Genomic DNA, 22,672 nt, shown 5'->3' with positions numbered 1-22,672 from the left:
TATCTTTATTTGAGATTGTTCAACAGTTTGTCGTTCAAACGACTTGCTATATTTTCAAACTGTCCAATGGATAATTGCCCGTATGTGAAATCGGTCGGACTTTGCTCGGTTGTTTCCTTTGCGCAACAATGGCGAATGAGCTCCAGCAAATGCTTTTTATATCCCGCAGTCAACCGCTCCACCGTAGATGGCTCATATTCACGTCCGTTATAGTCGAATACAAGGCAAAGTTTTCCATCGCTCACCATACCGTTGATATCAACGGTATGTGTTCTTTCGGCGTGAGGGCTAACTTCAGCACCGGCAAACGAAGAAAGCGTCGAGGTTCGCAAAGGTGCATCTGCTCCGGTCTTCCCATCAAATTGCCCCAAGTAGTTAAAGCTGATTTCAGGGACCTTTGCTGAAAAAAGTACCGCAGTATCCTGTTGGTATCTTGGAGACAAATAGCGTAAAATTCCGTATCCTACACCCTTGTTGGGCACCCGCCGAAGCTTATCTTTAACCATTTTGATCTGATGGGCCAAATCTTGCGGCTTGCTCACGTCTACCACAAACGGATACACAGACGTAAACCAGCCGACTGTGCGGGAAACATCAATGTCTTTGATGAACTCCTCCCTACCATGTCCTTCCAAATGAACCGCAATTTTAGCATGTCCACTCCATTCATGAAAAGCCATCCCTAGCGCCGTCAGTAAAATATCATTAATTTCGGTATTGTAAGCATAGTGCGCGTGTTTCAGCAGGTTTTCGGTTTCTTCCCGGCTGAGTGTCACTTCGAATTGGCGTCCGTCACGGATCAGGCTAACCGGAACCTCATGATCTTTGGGCAGCGGGTGTATCTCACGAGCTTCTACCGCATTCCAATAGCTGATTTCCTGACGCGCTAGTGCGCTTTGTGCATACTTGGACAGACGTGCTGCCCATTCCTTGTAGGAATCGGTTTTGGCGGGTAGCTGTAGCTTTTCACCGTTAGCTGCCTGCCGGTAGGCTGTTTCCAAGTCCTCCAGCAGGATTCTCCACGACACACCATCTACGACAAGATGATGAATGACGATTAACAAATGATCGGCTTCCCGTAGCCGGAATAAAGCCAAACGCACAAGCGGGCCGTTGAGCAAATCAAAGCGGCTTTGCAACGCGTCAGCGAGCTGCGCGATTTCTTCCTCAGGCTGGTCAGCATGTGATAAATCGTAGCTTTCCAATGTGAAGCGTTCACCTTCGGCTGTGCCTCTGTTATAGGCGACAGGTTCTTTTTCACGCTCATCAAAGATGATGCGCAAGGCATCATGGTGCGTGGTCAGCTTATCCACGGCGCTTCGCAGCCAGGTTTCGTTCCATCTTTCGGCGTTCTGGAGCATGACCGCCTGATTGTAATGTTGACATTCTGTTCGATGATGCTCAAAAAACTCCCATTGGATCGGTGTCAGCTCCACTGCACCTTGTACTGGCCCCTGCGGGATGGTCCGGGTTACTTCTTTAATATAAGGAGCGATCAGATCAATCTGCGGATAACGGAATAAATCCTTCATGTCCATTTTGAGGCCCTTCGCATTCAACCGGGCCGCAATTTGTAGTGCTTTGATCGAATCCCCGCCAAGCTCAAAAAAGTTGTTGCGCAGGCCAATCGGCTTAACGCCAATGACTTCCTCCCAGATGGAAGCGAGTGTTTGCTCCAGCTCGCTCTGCGGAGCTTCATACTCGACGTCCGTCAACACAAAATCTTCGGGTTCTGGAAGCGCACGTCGATCAATTTTACCGTTATGGGTCAAAGGCAATTGATCCAGCACGATAATATGCGCAGGTACCATATAGCTAGGCAACTGTTTGGCAAGCTCTGTCCGCAGGAAGGATTTGTCGGTTGTACCTGCTACGTAGGCGCACAAATACTTTTGTCCGGTCTTGTCCGTTCTATCCGTGACCACTGCTTGGCGTACCTCATCCAATTGGAGTAGGGACGACTCGATTTCACCCGGCTCGATCCGGTAACCACGAATTTTCACCTGAAAGTCAACCCGGCCAATGAAATCAATGTTGCCATCCGGCAGCCAGCGTGCCAGATCTCCGGTGCGGTATAGACGCTCTCCACTCACAAACGGATTCGGTACAAATTTTTCCGCAGTCAGGTCAGGACGGTTCAGATAACCTCGAGCTACAGAAGCGCCGCCAATACACAATTCCCCGGCTACGCCGATGGGGAGCGGACGCAAAGCCTCATCTACGATATATACTCTATGGTTCGGCAACGCCTTTCCAATCGGGACGATACCGGATGGAGGCAGGCGTTCCGCCGTTTCTTCATAAAAGCTGGAATCAATAGTCGCTTCGGTCACACCGTAGCAATTCATAATGCGAATACGGTCACCGAAGCGTGTAAGCAGTGTGCGGTAGTTGTCCACACTACAACTGTCTGAGCCCGTCGTAACCAGCTTCATCGCACTGATATCTATGCCTTGTTCATACACATACTCCATGAGTAGCATCATTAGCGCTGGTGGGGCATCAAATATGGTGATTTGATGTTCTTCGAGAGTCTTCGCCAGAGCTGCTGGATCGCTGCGTATATGCTGAGGACAAATAACCATAGTACCTCCGTTGATAAATGTCCGGGCCAGATCTCCAGCAAATACATCAAACGACAGGCTGGCGATTTGTAACAGTTTGACCTTAAATTCATCCATCCGATAGGCATCTCTATACCCCAGCGTTGTATTGACATAGTGACGATGCTCAATCATGACTCCCTTGGCATTGCCCGTCGTTCCTGATGTATAAATAACGTAGGCCAAAGCCGCAGGGTCATGTGTAGATTTGAAAAGGGGCTCTGGTTCGCCAGAGTGGATCGGAATTTCTGTCAGCAGTATAGGCAAGTCCAGCACTTCACCTGCAAAATCCACATCCGCCAGTAGTTCAGTCAGGGAAGACTGCGTGAGCAGAATAGTAGCCCCGCTGTCTTGAAGCATGTAAGCAATTCTTTCCTTCGGGTAGGTCGGATCGACAGGTACATAGGCCGCTCCCGCCTTCATAATCCCTAACACAGCGATAATCATGTCTGCTGAACGCTCCAGCATTACGGCGACGAGATGTTCACGCTTAACCCCACGGCTTTGCAGAGCCTGAGCCAGCAGATTGGCCTGCTTATTCAACTCATGATAGGTCAGTGCGGTATCCTCGTAGATGACAGCCGTCTGTTCCGGGATACGTTCTGCCTGCGCTTCGAATATTCCATGAAACGTTCCGGCAGGATAGTTGGCAACCGGTCCGCTCCATACATGGGTGAGCTCCGCCTCTTCTGTAGCGGTCAGCAGACGAATGTCCCGCAACAGGATTTCTGGTGTACGTGCAATCTGAACGAGTGTATGCTCCACATGTCCGGCTAACCGTGTTATCGCTTCATCGCTGTAGACATAGTTGTTGTAGGACAGCATAAAGCTCAGCGCTTTTCCGTCCTCCACTTCGATATTGAAGGGGTAAGGTGTTTCTTCGGACAACTGGGCGTCCTCCACGACGAATCCAAGCCGTTCCTTCAGATCAGGCCGGCCAACCATATCCTCCAGCGGGTAATTTTCAAATACAACAAAATGATCCATGAGTTGCTGCTTGAGCGCTGACTGGGACTGGATTTCAGCGAGTGAAAAATAGTCATATGCCCGGGATTGAACCGCGCTGCGCTGCACTTCACGAAGCAGACCTGAGAATGGCTGATCTGCATCCAATTTGATTCGTATCGGTATGGTGTTAATGAAAAGTCCCAACATCTGTTCCACACCTTCAAGCTCCGGCGGTCGACCGGAAACAACGGTGCCGAAGACGACGTCTTCACTTTGGTTGTATCCTCCAAGCACGACTCCCCATGCAGCCAGAAACAAACTGCTCAGGGTCGTTCCGTTGCGTTCAGCCACCATCCGCAATTGACGGGTGGTTTCATCCGTGAGTGTTATTTTATGCTCATGCAGCAAGTACCCGGTAGCTGCCTGAAGCGGATGGGTTACAGGCAGGGTTGGCAGCACGGCGGGCTGATCATAGCCTTCCAGGATGGACCGCCAGTATTCCTTCGCCGCCTCCCTATCCTGCTTGTCCAGCCAGCGGGCATAGCCAGTATAGGGCTGCGGTGTTGGCAGTTCTACGGGCTTCCCCGCTTTCAGCGCTTCATAAGCCGCGAACAGCTCGTCCATGACGATGCCAAGGCACCAGCCATCTATAATGATATGATGAAAGCTTAAAAGTAGCGTATATGCGTTCGTTTGGGTTTGAAGCACAGCCAGACGGACGAGCAAGTCCTTGCTCAGATCGTACCGATGGTTCCGGTCTGCATCTATGTAGCTGCGAATCGCTTCAGCTTGCTTTGCCTCGGGAATATCCGTCAAATTCTCATAATGAAGCGTTACATTTCGTTCCTTAAACACAATGAGCCGCGAGCGGGAGGCACTTTTATGATAAATATTCGAACGGAGTGTTTCGTGACGCTGTACCAGGGTTTGGAAGCTCTTTTGCAGAGCCTCCAAATTCAGTTCCCCCCGGAGGGTCATTCGCACTTGCTCATAGTACGCCTGTGATTCCGGCTCCATCACCGTATGAAAGAGCATTCCTTCCTGCAAAGGCGTTAAATTAGCCACCTTTTCGATTTCAAGACTTTTACTCATGGAATTTCCCCCTCGGGCGAATAATTATAAGCTTTCATAAAATTGCTTCATGTCTTCGAACTCTTCCAGGTCCAGATCATCTGCTCCTACGTCTGTTGGTGTCAGTTCCTGACCGGACTGATCCAGACAATGACGGATGGCATTCAACAGGTGAGTTTCGAAGCGAGAGAGAAGGTGTTTGATCGTGTGTTCTTCATATGCATTCTGGTCATAAATTAGACGGATGTTTAATTTCCCGCCTTCCACGCGGCTATTCATATAGAGAGCATAAGGTGAATCGCTATTCGCATCCTTGGTACCTGGTGCAATCTCAGCTTCCAGCGGCGATGTTGAAAAATAAATTGATTCTGGGTCCAGTGAGTCTATATAACGGAAACCGATTTCTGGATGACGAGAATGTTTAGAATCCGTTGGATTGCTGGCTTCGGTCAGGTATCTCAATACACCGTAGCCCAATCCCTGATTTGGAACCTGTCGAACCGTTTCCTTCACACGCTTGAGCAACAGCGATAGTTCATCCGCAGATTTGATGTCCAGCACAACCGGATACACGGACGTAAACTGCCCTACCGTTCTGGAGATATCCAGCGAATTTGTATCACCTGGCTCTCGGCCAGAGTTCTCCAAGTAGAGTGCAATCTGTTCTTGTCCTGACCATTCGGATACTGTCTGACCCAACACGGACAGCAGCACTTCATCCGGCACTGTGTTGTAGACATGATTGACCTGTGTCATCAGGTCCTGGGTTTTGTCTGCTGATAATTGCAGATGGAGCTGATTCGTTTGCCGTTCCGTTCCAGAGTCCGTAATGACTTCATGATCTTTGGGAAGCAGTCCCCATTCGGACAACTCTATCTTTTTCCAATAGTCCTGCTCCTTGAGCAACTCTTTGCTATTCGCATAATTCTCAAGATGTTCGGCCCATGTTTGGTAAGCGTTCGTTTTGTCCGGTAAGACAATCATTTCCCCGTTCAGAGCTTGCCCGTAGCCTGTTGCCAGATCTTCGAGCAAAATACTCCATGAAATGGAGTCAACCACCAGCGGGTCTATAGCAAGGAAAAGATGATCCCCGCTATCCAGACGGAAAAGCCCTGCCCGAACTCGTGGTCCTTCAAACAGCCGCAGGCTGCTTTGAATACGTTGGCACTCAGCTTCCAATTGGCTGCGTGCTTCGCTTGCTGTTCCCGTAAGCGACAGCACCTCCAAAGTGATTAGCTCCTCATTCAGTCCTTTGTGAGCTTGCGTAACCGACCCGTCATCCTGTTGTAATAAGCCAAGGCGTAGAGCATCGTGGTGCTCCACGATTTTCTTCAATGTAGCTCGCAATGGCTGCTCATCAAAGCCCGACTTTGCTAACAACAGTACCGATGTTGCGGCAGGAAGTGCCTCGGATGGATGCCGTTCGATCCAATTGATTAGATGACGTTGTATCGGGGTCAGTGGTGCCTCTCCATCTACCGGGCCTTGCTCAATCGGACGGGACAGTGTTTCCGCATAGCCGCTCAGGATTTCAATGGACGGATGCTCCAGTACGTGTCGGATATCCAGTGAATACCCGTAAAGACGTAAGCGTGCGATGACCTGAACTGCTTTGATGGAGTCGCCTCCGAGCAGGAAAAAGTTATCCTGAATGCCCACCAGATCGCGCCCCAAAACTTCTTGCCATACGGCGGCCAAAGCTTCTTCCACATCATTTCGTGGCGCTACATAGGCAATATCCGGTCGGAATAGCTCGTCAGGCTCCGGCAACGCTTTTCGGTCGGTTTTTCCATTCGGAGTCAACGGTATACGATCCAGAAACACAAAGTGAGACGGTACCGAGTAATACGGAAGCAACTTGGCGGCATGCTCATGAATTACGGTTAAGCTTGGTGTTTCTTCTGTATGCAGTACAATGTAGGCACACAAGACGGATTCTTGATCTTTGCTTTGATTTACAGTGACGACAGCCTCTCGAATTGCAGAATGGCTAATCAAAGCATTTTCAACTTCACCCAGCTCAATCCGGAATCCACGTACTTTCACCTGATGGTCGATTCGGCCGATAAACTCCAGATTTCCATCCGCTTTCCAGCGGGCGAGATCGCCCGTTCTGTACATTCGTGTTCCTGTTGAAAATGGATTATCTACAAATTTGTCCGCCGTCAGTTCCGCGCGATTCCAATAGCCACGGGCCAATCCTTCCCCTGCAATGCATAGCTCGCCTGGTACACCAATAGGTTGTAATCTGTCCTGCGCATCAATGACATAAATTTGCGTATTCGCGATGGGACGTCCAATGTCAATCTGTTTGGCATTCGTAAGTTCCTGCACTGCCGACCAAACCGTCGTTTCCGTAGGTCCGTACATGTTATAAATGCGGGGACCGTTCAATTTCTGCAATGCCTCCAGCAGCTTGGGTGGAAGCGCTTCTCCCCCCACCATAACTTCCTGTACACCTTGCAGCGCTCGGAAACCTTCCTCATGACTCAGCAGCATTTGCAGCCGGGATGGCGTCATTTGAAGCATGTCAATGTGATGTGCAGTAATCAGCTCGCCAAGTGTTTGAGGATCAACCTGATGATGGCGGTCGCCAAGCACAACGGTCATTCCGCCTAGCAGCGGCAGGATCGTTTCCAATACGAAAATATCGAACGAAATGGTGGTTAGCGATAAAATCGTTTTGTCCGCTGCAAAGTCGATCATTTCGCGCATTCCTGTAATAAAGTTCAGCACCGAGCGATGCTGGAGCATAACTCCTTTCGGATTTCCGGTTGAGCCAGAAGTATAGATGACATAAGCCAGATGCTCCGGCTGAGCAGTGGCTTCCAGATTGGTCTTTTCTCCTTGATATACTTCCTCATCTTCGATAAACAGGGTGTTGGCGCTGTAATGGTGTTCTCCTACCAGATCGCGACTGGTCAGGAGTACGGCGGCCTCACTGTCACTCAGCATATATTCAATACGGGCTGACGGATATTCAGGGTCGATCGGCACATAAGCGCCACCCGCTTTTAGCACGGCCAGCAGACCGATGATCATTTCCGCCGAACGCTGTACCATCAGGCCAACCAGCTTATCGGGTCCTACGCCATGCGCTTGAAGTACCCGTGCCAGTGAGTTAGCACGTTCGTTCAACTCCCGGTAGGTCAGACGCTGATTTCCGAACACCAATGCTATATGATCCGGCGTCTGTGCGACCTGCTTTTCAAACTGCCCGTGGAGTGTCTCATTGTACGGGAAAGGTACGATGGTATCGTTAAATCCGGTCAGCAGCAATTGCTTCTCTTCATCAGATACGATCGTAATATCAGCCAACTGCACCCCGACATCCTGCGTCACTGTTTCCAAAATTCGCACAAAATGCTCTGCCAGCCGTCGGATGGTCTCCAGTTTAAACAGCTTCGTGCCATACTCCAAAGTGAAGGACAAACCTTCTTTTTCCTCGGTCACATGCAATGAAAAATCTACCTTGGATATGCCCGCGTTGAATTCTTCCGGTTTAAAACGAATGCCTCCTGTTTCCAAAACATCTGTGCCGACATTTTGCAAACTGAACATCGTATCGAACACCGGGTTTCGACTTACGTCGCGTACCAGTTCCAGCTTGTCTACAAGCTCATCAAACGGGTATTCCTGATGCTCCAGTGCCAGTAGCGAGCTTTGCTTAACCTTCTGCAAAAAGGATTGGAACGTTAAAGAAGATTGCGGCTGATTGCGAAGAACCAGCGTATTAACGAACATGCCAATCATCGCTTGCGTATCCACATGCCGTCTTCCGGCAACAGGTGTACCCACGATAATATCCTCTTGGCCGGAATATTTGCCTAGCAGGACATTATAAGCTGCCAAAAGTACCATAAAGATCGTAGATTCGGTATCTTGGGCCAATGTGTAGAGTGTGCTAGTAAGGTTGGATTCCAATGTGACGGTCAAGCTGTCGCCTTCAAAGCTTTGTGCTTGCGGACGTGAAAAGTCCGTAGGCATATTCAGTACAGGAAGCTCGCCATTCAAGGTCTGGAGCCAATATGATTCATGCGCTTGCAATGCGTCGTCAGTGATCTGCTGCTTCTGCCAAGCAACAAAGTCTTTGTAATGAAGCTGAATGTTCGCAAGCTGTCTGCCCTGATACCGTTGAATGATTTCATCCAGCAGCACGGCCATGGAGAAACCGTCGGACACGATGTGATGCATATCCACTAGCAGTATGAAGCCACCTTCGATAAATTCCTGCAGTTCGGCGCGGAATAAAGGGGCTGTTCCCAGATGAAAAGGCTGAACAAACAAGGCCCGAGCCTGCTTTGCTTCTTCCTTGGAAATACGGGTATACGGGATGTCGAATGGAATCGTGTCCCGAACTTTTTGTACTACTTCCCCGTCTTCCAGATCGAAATATGTCCGAAAGGATTCATGTCGCAAAATAACTTCCTTAACGGCTTCAATAAAGCGGGGGACCTCCAGATTTCCCTCTATGAAAAGCTGACCGGGTACATGATAGGCCGTTCCGCCTCCCAGCTGATCCAGCACGTACATTCTCTTTTGGGAAGAAGACACCGGATAGAAGGCTTGCGATTTTACAGATACAATCGGTTCATAGGTCTTCTTTGTTCCCCCCGCAATATATGTAGCCAGCTCAGCAATCGTTTGCAGCTCAAAAATGTGGCTGAGTGGAATGTGTACACCCAATTCCTTATTGACTCTCGACAGAATGACCGTCGCTTTTAGCGAATCACCGCCCAGTTGAAAAAAGTTATCGTCATAGCTGATATCCGTTACATTCAGAACGTTCATCCAAATGTTCACGAGCTGATCTTCTACGCCGTGGTTCTCAGAAGCGGCGTCTGTTTTAGCGAATACGCTTGCTTGTCCCGGCGCTGGTAGAGCCTGTAGATCAGGCTGACCATCTGGCAGAAGTGGAATATGATCCATAGGAATCCAAAAACGGGGCTGTGTATAATCTGGAAGAATCTCAATTATAGCCTTTTTCAGTGCGGCTTCTTCCCAAGGCTTCGATGCATTCGCCACCACATAGGCCGTTATATATGAGACTTCCCCAGCTTCGCCCGTTTGCGATGTAATGACGCAGGATTCCAATTGGAAAATTTGCAGCAGGTGTTTCTCCAGCTGTTCCAGATTAACCTGATGTCCACGAATGTGGATGGTCCGATTCAAATTTCCAATATGCCGCAGCTTGCCATCGTTTTCCACGTAAGCCCATTCCCGAGTCGTTCCCAACAGGCCTGCTACAGAGGCTTGATACACCTCCCCTGCTGTCCCGACAGGTGCCAGATGCTTGTAAGCATCAAGGACGCAAAGATAGTTTCCGTTAGCATCGGTATTTGCTGCCCATGCAGTTCGAAGTTGTTCGTTCTCCGACGCACGGAGTAAAGACATCGCGGAAACGCGAGCCCCTTCTTCCTCTACAATGGAATGCAGCAGATTCAGGAAATATCCTGACCAGGCTTCGATGATGTTTTGCTGAAAAAGATCCGAATTGTAGTCAAAATCAAGACGTAATTGCTTCTGCGCCTCTGTCACGTTCAAAAACAACTCATATTTGCTGAATGATACCTCATTCTCAATGAGTTCTGCTTCCATTCCATGGAATTGAAAACGCGGAATCGGTCGATCCATATTGAATACAGCGTTAATGACAGGCAAATTCCTCAGCCCCAGCTGAGCGAGTCCGGCAAAGCTGTATTTTTGGAAGCTGTCCAGTTCATTCATGCGCTTTTTAACCGTTTGGGCATGCTCCGTAAAAGTAGTATCAGGACGCACTTCGCTGATCACCGGAAGTAAGTTGACACAGTTGCCGATCAGGGAGAAGGCGTCCATATGGGATTGTCCTGCGGTGGGAATCCCCACCGTTACTTCCTGCTGCCCTGTCAGGCGATGCAGAAAAATCTGAAAGGCTGATAGCAGCGTTATAAAAAGACTGCTGCCAAGCTTTATACTGGCGGATCTCAATTGTTTAACGAGCGGCGCTTCGAGCATTACAGTATGTCTGCTTCCGCTGGAAGACGGAATCTGTATTCCCCTCACCGGAGATGGTAGATTGAGGACAGGCGGCTGCTTTTCCAGCACTGCTGACCAAAAAGCAAAGGCCTCTTCTTTCCCGGCTTTCAATTGATCCTGCTGCCAAACAACGTATTTCCGAAAAGGTACTGGATCGGGAAGGTTGTAGTCGGCATGCTGGACAAGCGCAGAATAGATGTGTTCCAGTTCCTGAATGAATACACCAATCGACCAGCCATCCGCGATAAAATGATGGAACGTAAAGACACTCAGATGCTCCTCATCTGATATTTTCAGCAGATGAATCCGGAATAACGGATCTCCTGGCGTCATGGCAAACGGGGTTTCACTGTCCTGGATCATCCATGCCCGGATATGCTGTTCCTGTTCATCCGGGTGGTGACTGGTAAAATCATGAAGCAGAACTTCCACTTTCATCACAGGAGCGATCACCTGAGTTTCCCCATCGCCGCTCATAAAGGTATGTAGGGCTTCATGACGGTTCACGATGGTCTGGACAGCCCGGTTGAACTCCTCCTGCTGAAGTGGACCACGAAACCGCAACAAGGCGGTTTCGTGTAAAGATTGAGAGTCACTTCGTTCTGAAACAGAGGCGAACCAAAGCTGCTTTTGATCAGGAGTCAGCGCAATTACGGTTTCTGGAACACCCACTGCTTCAGCTTCTGGAGGTACAGTTACAGGTACAGGTTGCTTGCCCGGCCCTGGGCCGTTTCCATTCGGGGGCGGGTCCGGTAAAAATCCCCCTTTACGCAGCTCGTTCACGCTATCCTTGACCGCTTGCACAATTCGCGCAATATCTTCCTCGGTATGGGCCGTGGACAAGAAGCAGTTTCGTCCTTCCCAGATATAGATGCCTTTGTCCAGCATGTGATAAAAGAACAATTCCAGATCACCTTTGAGCACGAAGCGGAAGAGGGAGCCAAAGTTAACCACTCTCATAGGTACATGTTCGTCAGTGAAATAGCTGTTCAGCTCGGCTGCTAACGCCGAGGTGCGGCTGTTCAAGCGATTTTGCAGCTGCTCGCCGTTGTTCTCCAAATGATCCAGCACCGCTAAGGAAGCAGCCATTGCCAGCGGATGATGGCAGAAGGTTCCTGCGACAAAGGTCCGCTGCTGCTCATGTTGTGGATAGGAATCGTCCCCGAAGCTCCACGTGCCTCCATCGATCCCGTTCATAAAGGCAGCTTTTCCGGCTACGATACCGATGGGCAGCCCGCCGCCAATGATTTTACCGTAAGTCACAAGGTCGGCTTGTACCCCAAACCACGCTTGGGCTCCTCCCGGCTGAATCCGGAAGCCTGTTATGACTTCATCAAAAATGAAGGCAGTACCCGACTGCTCCGTCATCTGGCGAATTTCCTGCAAAAAGGCTTGAGGCTGAAAATCCGGTCGGCGGCTTTGCACTGGCTCCACGACAACCGCCGCCAGCTCATGCGCATGGGTGCGGATATAATCCAGGGAATCGTCCGCTCCATAATTAAGCACGACGATATCGTCCACCATATGCTGCAAGATACCTGGAGCCAGAGGTGTCGAATGCTCCTTGTTGTCACCTGCGCTCCCCAGTGCCAGCACTCCGTCGAATGTACCGTGATACGAGCCGGCAAAAATGACGACTTTAGCCCGTCCCGTAGCAGCACGTGCCAAACGGAGCGCGACCATGACGGCCTCGGTGCCGGAATTGTACAGGGCAATCCGTTCCACGCCGGTCATCTTGCAAATTTTCTCGGCGACTTGCCCGGCCATGTTGGACATCGGGCCGACACACATTCCGTTTTTCAGTTCTTCCTCAATTTTTTCTCGGATAAAGGCCGGATTGTGCCCAAACAGATTCACGCCAAAGCCCATCGTCAAATCAACATATTCATTGCCATCCAGATCCCAAATTTTTGATCCGTCTGCACGTTGAGAAACGATTTGGTACACCATTTCCTTCAAAACAGGCCGGAAACCAGCCACATTACGGTTATTGGCGTATACGGAGCGATACTGCTGGGTGTACTGCTTGGTGCTACGCGTACGGGCCGTGTAGCGTTCAATCAGCTCTTGCAGATGTTGTTCCTGACGGAGCGAAAGCAATTCACGTGCTTTAACATCCAGCTTTTTATAAGGCGTATACGGTTTGGCTTCATTGCCTGTCTGCTTGGGAACAGCCTTTACGGATGGAGCCGGTGCTAAAGCAGCCGCGACTTCCTGCTTGGATTCGGTACGGATGAACTGCGCGCTTTCTCTACTTGCCGAGGGCAAAACGCCCGTTTCCGGACTAAACGGCTCGGAAGCTATTACGGATGCAGATGGTTGATGCCGGAGAACATCGAGCTGCTGTGACATCAGATGTAGCTGTTGCTCCAAAATTCGCTCTACACCCGCAGGAGCTGTAGCGATTGGGAAGCTTTGAGCCCGTGTTTGCCCAGCCGTATCTATAGCATAAACGGCTGATTCATGAGACGGTTGGGTTAGCGGGGAAGCTACATAATCAACTTGATTCAGAGTTGTTTCCGGACGATTTTCCACAGACTGAACCGGGGTTTCAGCAGAAGTGGAAATGCTCACCCGCTCGGCTACGTAGCTAGCTAACAGTTCCAGCGTGGTCAACGTTTCGAAAAATTCGTTCATTGGAACGTCCAGTCCGAAGGTATCCTTGATACTGTGACGAACCTGGGACAAATTAATGGAATCCAGTCCAAGCTCCAGAAAATGTGTTTGTGGCTCCAGTTCCTCCAGACTGAGATGGGACACGTTACCGATCATTTTCGCTAACTTTTGAAGAATAGATGCTTTGTGCTGATCGGTAACTGATGCCGACGATAAATACTCGTTCCCCATAATTCCAGACTCCTTTACTGTTGAGTTTTCATGAACTGGTACCTTCTGTTCCGTTCGAACCTGTTCGGGCACGTTAATCCAGCATCTTTTACGTTCGAATGGATACGTAGGCAGAGAAATCTTTTTGTAGTGCTTGCCTGCATATAGGGTATTCCAATCGATCTGTGCTCCCTGCACGTACCTGGCAGCCAGTTGCCCCAGTGATTGCAAGGTGTCCAAGCTTCCAGTAATCGTCTCTGCACCACCTGTGCTATCCGCTTTTCCAGTGTATACGCCTTCGACGGCTCTGCCTTGTTCGTGCAATTGAAGTACCTTCGCTTTCAGCGCATCCGCTCCAGCGGCAGTTATTGCAATCCGGTGATTCAGGTGACTTCTTCCCGTGTTAGCCGTATAGCATACATCCTGCATCATGAGTTCTTCTGCGCGACCGAACCGTTCTGCGTACCGCCCGACCAGCTCACGCAAAGCGGATTCACTCCGCGCTGACAGAGTCAGCAGCAGCGGTGATGATCCATTGTTGCTGACCGTGGAGGTTTGATCCGATTCCGTCTTCGCTATATATTCCTCCAGCACCACATGGCAGTTTGTCCCGCTGAATCCAAAGGAACTCAACCCGCTTCTTCTCGGGAATCCGTCCGTTTCCCATTCCCTCAGCTTCGTATTGGCATATACCGGAGATTCCTCGAAATGGATCTTCTGGTTTGGCGTGCGAAAATGAACGAGCGGTGCAATCTGCCGATGCTTCATGGACAGTACGGATTTGATCAAGCCCGCAATTCCGGCGGCTTCGTAAAGATGGCCGATATTCGTTTTGACCGTGCTGATCGCCACAAATTGCTTGCGCTGTGTATGCTTGCGGAAGGCCTTGGTAATGCCGTCAATCTCGACCGGATCGCCCAGCTTGGTTCCGGTGCCATGTGCTTCGATATAGCTCACCGTTTCGGGATCAATCTGTGCATCACGCCACGCCTGCGAAATCACTTCCGCTTGAGCCAGCGCATTCGGCGCGGAAATACCAATCGTACTGCCATCCTGATTGATTGCACTTCCCTTGATCACGGCTAAAATGTTGTCACCGTCTTGCTCCGCTTTACGCAGCGGCTTCAGTAAAACCGCTCCAACTCCTTCGCCCCAGCCCGTTCCATCCGACTGATCGTCGAAGGCGCGTGCCCGATCATCAGAGGATTCCATGCCAATGCCTGCTTTCAGAGGCAGTAAAATCGTCTTTACTCCGCCTGCCAGTGCCATATCGCAGTCTCCGCTGAGGATGGACTTGCAAGCCAGATGAACCGCTACAAGTGAGGAAGAGCATGCTGTATCAATCGTTAACGCCGGGCCTTTTAGATCGAGCAAATACGCAATTCGGCTGGAAATAATGGACGATAAATTACCAATGGCAAAGTTCGGCAGCGCACCCGGTTCCACCTCGGACAGCAGGCGCTCGTATTCAAAGCTGGTTTTGGAAAAGCCGACATACACGCCGACCTTTTGGCCTGCCAGTTGCTTACCTCCATACCCCGCATCCTCAATCGTGCTCCAGGCGGTTTGTAGAAATAGCCGTTGATTGGGGTCCATTAACGAGGCTTCCCGTGGAGTCAGCTTAAAGAAGGAGTAATCGAACTTATCTACTTCGTCCAGATAACCACCTTCTGCGATTTGCATATTTCGACCTTCGGTATTCAGACGGGAAATGAAAGCTTCGGCGTCTTTTCTTCTTTCATTGCTGTACGGGCCGATATTGTCTGCCCCTGATGACACATTTGCCCAAAACTTCTCCAGCGTTTCCGCTTGAGGAAACTTGCCGGACATGCCGATGATGGCGATATCCCGATCATTTGCTTCCTCCTTGGCCTCGGGCTGTGCTGTTGCAACCGCGTCGCTGCTGAGGCCCTGACTGGAGATATACGCTGCCAGCTTGGCGATGGTCGGATAGGAAAAGAAGTCCGTCACTTCAATATGAACCCCTAATTGGTCCTCCAACTGGTCCACAATCTGAACGAGTTGCAAGGAAGTTACTCCGATATCAAAGTAGCTATCGTCCGTACCAATCGACTTTACATTTAAAATATCCTGGCAGATTCCAATCAGCTTCTGTTCTATTTCTCCCTGAGGCAAGACTGCACGCTCAGCAGCTTGCAGGGTTTGAGTGGCCTCGGCCAGAGTTGTCAGTATTTCATCGAATTCGCCCTGCTCATAACTTTGGGCTAATTTAAAGCGCTGAACCTTCCCGCTGGTTGTTTTAGGGATACGCCGGATCGGAACTACATCCTGAATATGCCAACCGCCCCGGTAATTCAGATGACTTTTCAGTTTTTGGACAAGCGGCACAAAAAGCTCTATCTTTTTGGTGTGCATGACAAAGGCAACAATACGATCTTGCCTGTTTTGCGCATCATGTACACCGCACACAGCTACTTTTCCGAGATCTACGCCATCCAGTTCCTCGGCAATTCTCTCGATGTCATGCGGATAGACGTTCTGTCCGTTCACGAAAATGATATCCTTGGCTCTACCCGTAATAACGAGGCGGCCATTCCGCATAAACCCTAAATCTCCGGTGATGAGCCAGCCATCCTCGGTTTTGACCTTCGCAGTAGCCTCTGGATTGTTGTAATATCCAGCGGTCACATTTTTACCACGGATTTGCGTGTGTCCAATCACACCATCTTCCAGCACCCGATTTTGTTCATCGCAAATGCGGACAGAGGTGCTGGCCAACGGATTCCCCAAATCGACAAAAGTAAGACACCGCTTGTCAGACCTGTCTACTTCTTCTATGGGTTCACCTACGCGTAGCTGCTGCCGATTCAAATGAAACGGAATAAAGGTATCTTGGTCGAGAGGGGGAGTGGAAACACCCACGCTCGCCTCTGCCAATCCATAGACAGGATACATCGCATTTTTATTCAAGCCGTGAACACTCATCGCATCCATAAACACATGGCAAAGCTCTACAGATATCGGCTCAGCCCCATTTAAAATCATACGTATGCTTGACAAATCCCAGTTAGCCGCTGTTTCAGGTTTGTACTGATCGAGAAAAAATTTATATCCGAAATTGGGAGAGCATATTTGAGTCACCTTATGCTCCGATACTTTTTTTAGCCATAAAGACGGGCGTCGGATAAAAAGTGCCGTTGGCATAATCAGCTGCTTGGCATTAGCGACCACACAGGTTAAATGAAAGGCGATCAATCCCAGATCATGCGTAAGCGGCATCCAGCCCAAATAAGCATCCTTGGAGCTCATGCCTGTTTGATTTGCAATATCCCGAATATTGTAAACCAGATTTTCATGTGTCAGCATGACCCCTTTAGGATCACCTGTAGAGCCTGAGGAAAATTGGATAAAAGCCAAATCCTCCGGTTTGGATACATGAACTACACCTTTATTCAGACCGGAATAGTCAAATGTATGGCTTGAAAAAGTTGCTTTTTTAACAGGCTCAAAGGAATTCAGCAGTTCGTGCTGATGCGCGTACTTTTCCAGTTGCTCCAAAACCTTGTCATCCGCGACCATATAAGGGCGGGAGAGCGTATTCCAGATTTTAAACAGTTTCATTTTATGTTCATCATTATTCCCGATGCTTACAGGAACAGGAACGATTCCACCGAGCAGGCAGCCCCAAAATACATTCACAAAGGTATGATTGTCGTCGATCTGCATGATCAGCTCATCGCCAGGTTGTATCCCTTTTTCCTGTAATTCATGAAGTACCTGTGATGCTTGCTCCAGAAGTTTACTGTAGGACACATATTCCTCTTGCTTATCACCGGAAATAAAGGTGATCCCGTTCTCATTCCGGCTTGCGCGGTCTTGAATGATTTCAATTAAAGTTTGAAACTGTTCCATCCTGATCCCTCCTCAATTTCTCTAGAATTACTTTCTGCTCTCCTTCGGAAACCTGTTTGGTTTGCAACACCAGGCGAATACACCCCAGTATTTCCTGTCTTTGCTCAGAAGCAGGTGGAGGACTGCTGCCTGATTTCGAGTTTCGCAGTAATTCTTCCAGTTTCCGAACAGGAAAAATAACACCTTTTCGATACTCATCTTCATTCCAATTGGCATTGGGAGTAGACACCGCCAGCGACAGGGAACGGGCAATCCAATCACGGATCGAGAAACGGCGTTCCAGTTCAACTCGATCCAGGTCTCTATCCAGAGAAAGCACTTCAATAGTGGTGTTTATTTCTTTCGCCAAATTTTTCAGCACTGTCCGTGGGCCTAACTCAATGCCTTGCTCCACGCCATGATTCGCCATATACTGCATGGTTTGTATCCATCGAACCGGGTGAGTCATTTGCAAAATCAATCCTTGACGTATGCTGTCTACATCAGGGTATGGCTGAGCGGTCACATTGGAGATCACGGGCCACCGCGCTTCATGGAAAGTGTATTTTTGCAGCTCGATGGTCAGCCTGTCCGCAGCATGCTGCATAAGCGGACTATGAAAAGGACCGCTGACCTGCAAGCGAGTAATTTGGGCCCCCCGCTGTTCTAACTTGCCAGCTACCACAGCTACCGACGTATGATGACCAGAGACGACATACTGATTGGGCGAATTGTAACAGGCAATGACAGCAGGCTGATCGACTGTGGAGTGCAGACTACAGAATTCTTCCACGACGTTCAACTCAGCTCCGCGAATGGCAATCATGCTGCCCAGACCAGCCTCTGCGGCTGCTTCCATGAAGCGTCCCCGCTCTTGTACCAGTCGTAAAGCGTCGCCAAAGGATAGAACACCGCTACTTACCAGAGCTGAATATTCACCCAGGCTATGACCTGCTGAAAATTCAGGGATAATCCCGATTTCGTGCATATAACGCCGGAATGCAATCACGCTAATCGTAAGAAGTGCGGGCTGAGTATAGAATGTCCTGGATAATTGGGTGATCGGACCTGCCATGCATAAAGCTTTCAGATCATATCCCAAAATATCAGCAGCCTCTTCAAACAAGTGATCCGCTTCTGTAAAGTTGCTGTGCCATGCCGCTCCCATTCCTACATACTGGGACCCTTGTCCCGGAAAAACCAAAGCCATGCGATTCATATCAAACCCCTTTCCTCCCCACAAAGATGTGGCAAAACAAAAATGTTTTTACGATTCAGGTGTTAATGTACATATGTATGGAGATATGGAGATATGGAGATAGATGTAGCAAACCATAACAAAGCAAAGTTGTACGGTTGCCAAAAAACAATAAGCACAATTTAAAATTTAACTAGGTAATTGAATTGCCATTCGTGGTGTAATTGAAAATGAGTTAGGTGTGTGTAAAAACTTGGAAGTGTGAAAAACTTGGAGTGGACTAAAGACTTAGGTTGGGACCTAAGAATCCAGTATCATAGATGAGTGTGTCGAAAAAAATACCGAAGGTAACGCAATTTTCTTCCAAAAGAAAGTATTAATTGTGAAATATTTTAATTATATAATAAATATGGACTCGAAAAATGTCAATATTTTTTCAAATTCCTTTAATTAGAAAAAAAATAAATAAATAGAGATTTATAGGGTCTTATAAACACAAAAGTAAATTAAAGTATGACGTTGTAATGTATAAGTATATTATACACAAACAATGCCATCTTTGGTCTGAAAATCAGGCATTGTTTGTAATTTTTCAATGAATTTTGATGAATTTTTGTAAAAATTTCTGTGTAGTAAGTGCAAGCAATGGGTTTTGTACTATATCTGGTGCTTGACAAACCAGTTTGTAATGCGTTGAAGTCGTTCCACACGAAGCTGCGGATGCCCTTTTCGTGAAAGCTCATGGCTTGAGTCTGGAAAACGGATAAATTGCGTGGATTTCCCCAATCGCCGCAGTGCAGTAAATAGCTGTTCTCCCTGCTCAATGGGACAACGAAGATCCTGCTCCCCGTGCAAAATAAGCAGTGGTGTATTTATTTGCTTAACATATGCCAGCGGGGATTGTCTCCACAAGACCTCGAAATCGTCCCAAGGATTTCCGGAAAGCTCGTCTTCTGTAAATGAGTAGCCAATGTCGCTCGCGCCATACATTGATAGCCAGTTGGATATGGAGCGCTGGGTCACGGCTGCACGGAAACGGTCTGTGTGACCGACAATCCAGTTAGTCATAAAGCCCCCGTAGCTCCCACCTGTAACTCCTAGTCGTTCTGGATGAATGAATGGAAACTGGCGAATGGCCTCATCTACCGCATTCAGCAAGTCCGTGTAATCTCGTCCACCGTAGTCGCCAAGAACGACATTAGTAAAAGACTGGCCGTACCCTCGGCTTCCTCCCGGATTGGTGTAAATGACCGCATATCCCTGCGCCGCTAACAACTGAAACTCATGAAAAAAAGAGTGGGAATACATCGCATGGGGGCCTCCATGGATTTCCAAAATAGCGGGATAGGTTACTCCCTCCGCAAAACCGACAGGTTTCATCACCCACCCTTGGACCCGCCGACCATTCTCGACCTCGGTCCAAAAGCCCTCAGGCACACTTAGCTCGATCTCTCCAAGCAGCGAGCCATTCACCTGCGTCAGCCGTTCCTCTGTCCCGGAAGAGATCGCAATTCGAAACAAATCGCCCGGCAATGTCACGTGAGTTGAAGCTGCAATAATATGCTGCTCATCCGGGGTGAGCGTGAACTGATAAATTTCTCTGTCTCCCTGCGTCAAAACTGCAAAGCTTCCATCAAATGCAAACCGATATACATGTACATTTCCTTCACGGGTTACAAGTGTATACAGGGATTGACCGTCCGTACTAAAACGTGGTGTCCCTATATGAAGGTGTGAGCGCATATCGCTCATACCCGCGTTACCGAGGTGTGCGTCCAGCGTTTCACTAATGCATACTGCCGGTCCACCACTCGAAGGGATGATGTATAAACGGGTCTGGGTCGCGTCTTTAGCATGTCGATCATGTCCGTAAAAGGCAATCGTTGAACCATCGGGAGAGTATTCGGCACTCTCGATTTGGAGCTCGGAGCAGGTTAGCTTCCGCGGTGCTTCCGCATTTCCTTTTGAAATAGCAGGAGCTATCGTAAACAAATCATTCTGCCTGCGTAAATCCGTATCCTCTTCTGAATGCTCCGCTATTCTGGCCACGAATAAAATAAGCTTGCCATCCGGCGACCAGACAGGTTCCGCCACATCATACGCGCCGAACGTCAGTTGGACGGTGTCCCTTGAATTTACATCAGTCACATATAAGTGATTACGTGTATCATCCCATAGCCCGTAGCCATCTGACTTGGCTTTTGTTCGGTTAACGACCAGTCCTTTTGGCTGCACTTTAGAGTTTGCGCTAGCGGATAAAGGAGGCTGGGTCGATTCCACACCCTGTTTGGATGTACCGATCTGACCATGTTCGACAGTTCGAAGTGTATGTACCCCCTGTTTTCCAGCACCGGATGTTGGGGGTGACAGACTCTCTGCGGTTTTTGCGACAAAGGATATGTAGGCTCCGTCCGGTGACCAAGCCAATGAATGAACGCCTTTCTCTGCCCATGTAAGCTGCCGAGCCTCTCCTCCGCGAGCTGGAATGATCCATACCTGACGTTTACCTTCCAGTGTGCGGAGAAAAGCAAGCTGTGATCCGTCAGGTGACCAGAAAGGTGATTCATCTTTCGGCCCATATGTGAAGGGCAACGGCTCGGATTGTTCTGATGGCAAAACCCAAATGTCAGAATTATAGTCTGTCCGGTCTTCATTAATATACCGCTCTACGTAAGCGACTGCACCGTTACCGGGATGGACAGCAGGATCGCTGACCCACCGAAGATAGTATAAATCCTCTGCTGTTATATGGCGTTTAGTTATACTGGATTGCGGGTCACTCAAAACAATTCCTCCTCAAATCATCAGATCTCTATAAGATTAGGAATGTATTAATCCGATGAAATTTGTAAGATTTAAATGATATAAAAATCACGTTACTCTTTTTACTTGTCTCTGTCAATTTGCTTCTTCATGTATTTCCAAAATAAAAACCCTATCTCGCTGGTCGCAACGGACCTGAAAGCCTCCTATATCGGAGGCTTTTTATGAGATAAGGTGATTGAACAGTCAACAACTATAGTTGAAAAATAGGAGATATGGGTGGCGCATCATTTTTTACAGCGGTAATTGACCTGCTTCCAACATCCAGATTCGGCCCATGCTGCCAAATTACGCTCGGAATTTCCCGTCGCAGTACCGGTATGATATCCTCGGTAAACCGATGCAACTGTTCGAGCTGCTCTTGCTCACCTAGCCCGTCCACGCTGATGCTGAGTACCTGATTACCAAATGCAGTATGATAGTTCCGTATTTTCTCAAGAACGCTCTCCGCAGAGCCGATCAGAACAGGACCGTTACGAATATTATCCTCCAGACTTGTAAAGGGCGACTGATTGTGCTGAGCTGCCGCTGTCGAGTGGTAGGCATCATAATAAGGACGATACGTCGAATCGCTTCCTCATCCGTATCTGCCAGATACAGACTCCCTGCTCCGGCACCAATTACGGCCTGTGCCGGATCATGTCCATAATAAGCCAGCCGTTCGCGGTAATGATCAATAAGCGCTTTATACTTGGCCTGAGGATGGAAAGAATTCGAGGAAAATATCGGCTCCCCGTATTGAGCGGCCAGCTCGGTCGATAGTGTACTGGAAGCACTGCCGTGCCATATAGGAATATGCTGCTGATACGGCCGAGGCTGTGTCGTAACTTGATGCAACGGAGGGCGATAGCTTCCTTTCCACGTAACCTCTTCCTCGCTCCACAGCCGTTTGAGCAAACGATAGCGCTCGGCAAGCGAGTCCCACTGTTCTTCCTCCGTAATTCCAAACAACGGATAATGGCGCGGGTCATTGCCTTTACCAATAATAATCTCTAATCTTCCACCTGATAAATGATCCAACGTCGCATAGTCTTCTGCCACGCGCACCGGGTCCAGCACGCTAAGCACCGTTACCATAGTCAGCAGACGAATCCGTTCGGTTCTCGCCGCAATAGCGGTCAGCACCAGCGGGGGTGAGGATGACAGAAAAGGTGCACCGTGCCGCTCCCCCACACCGTATTCATCAAAACCAAGCTCCTCTGCGAGAACAGCCTGCTTGATTACATTTTGGAATTTTTGCTGCGAGCTCCAGGTTTCCCCGGTAATCGCATTAGGCAGATTAGCCATCAGGCTGAATAAAACAAACTTCATTTCATGAAACCCCCTTTCGCAGAAC

Annotated in this window: 4 protein-coding genes and 1 pseudogene; all 5 read right to left on the bottom strand. The window is 49.0% G+C overall.

The window, feature by feature from the left end; translation table 11 throughout:
* Positions 1 to 5 precede the first annotated feature (5 nt).
* The 5 genes and pseudogenes from ACWXW9_RS02310 to ACWXW9_RS02290 all read right to left on the bottom strand — a co-directional run bounded on the left by ACWXW9_RS02310 (position 6) and on the right by ACWXW9_RS02290 (position 22,647).
* Positions 6 to 4,643, bottom strand: coding sequence for an amino acid adenylation domain-containing protein (locus tag ACWXW9_RS02310; RefSeq protein ID WP_494928088.1), 4,638 nt, complete (start codon positions 4,641 to 4,643; stop codon positions 6 to 8).
* 24 nt (positions 4,644 to 4,667) lie between these two features.
* Positions 4,668 to 17,336 carry a non-ribosomal peptide synthetase/type I polyketide synthase gene (locus ACWXW9_RS02305; RefSeq protein ID WP_494928087.1) on the bottom strand — a complete coding sequence of 4,223 codons (12,669 nt, stop codon included), beginning with the start codon at positions 17,334 to 17,336 and terminating at the stop codon, positions 4,668 to 4,670.
* Positions 17,311 to 18,534 (bottom strand): ACP S-malonyltransferase, encoded by a 1,224-nt coding sequence (gene fabD / locus ACWXW9_RS02300; RefSeq protein ID WP_494928086.1) that lies wholly within the window; start codon positions 18,532 to 18,534, stop codon positions 17,311 to 17,313. Before fabD ends, ACWXW9_RS02305 begins: the two co-directional genes overlap by 26 nt.
* A gap of 636 nt (positions 18,535 to 19,170) precedes the next feature.
* Positions 19,171 to 21,297, bottom strand: a complete 2,127-nt coding sequence (locus tag ACWXW9_RS02295) for a S9 family peptidase (protein WP_494928085.1) — start codon at positions 21,295 to 21,297, stop codon at positions 19,171 to 19,173.
* Positions 21,298 to 21,529: 232 nt separating this feature from the next.
* A pseudogene (locus ACWXW9_RS02290) lies at positions 21,530 to 22,647 on the bottom strand (LLM class flavin-dependent oxidoreductase).
* Positions 22,648 to 22,672: the final 25 nt, after the last annotated feature.

The sequence above is a fragment of the Paenibacillus sp. LT-B23 genome, from assembly GCF_059417685.1.
This window is presented reverse-complemented; position numbering and strand designations above follow the sequence as displayed.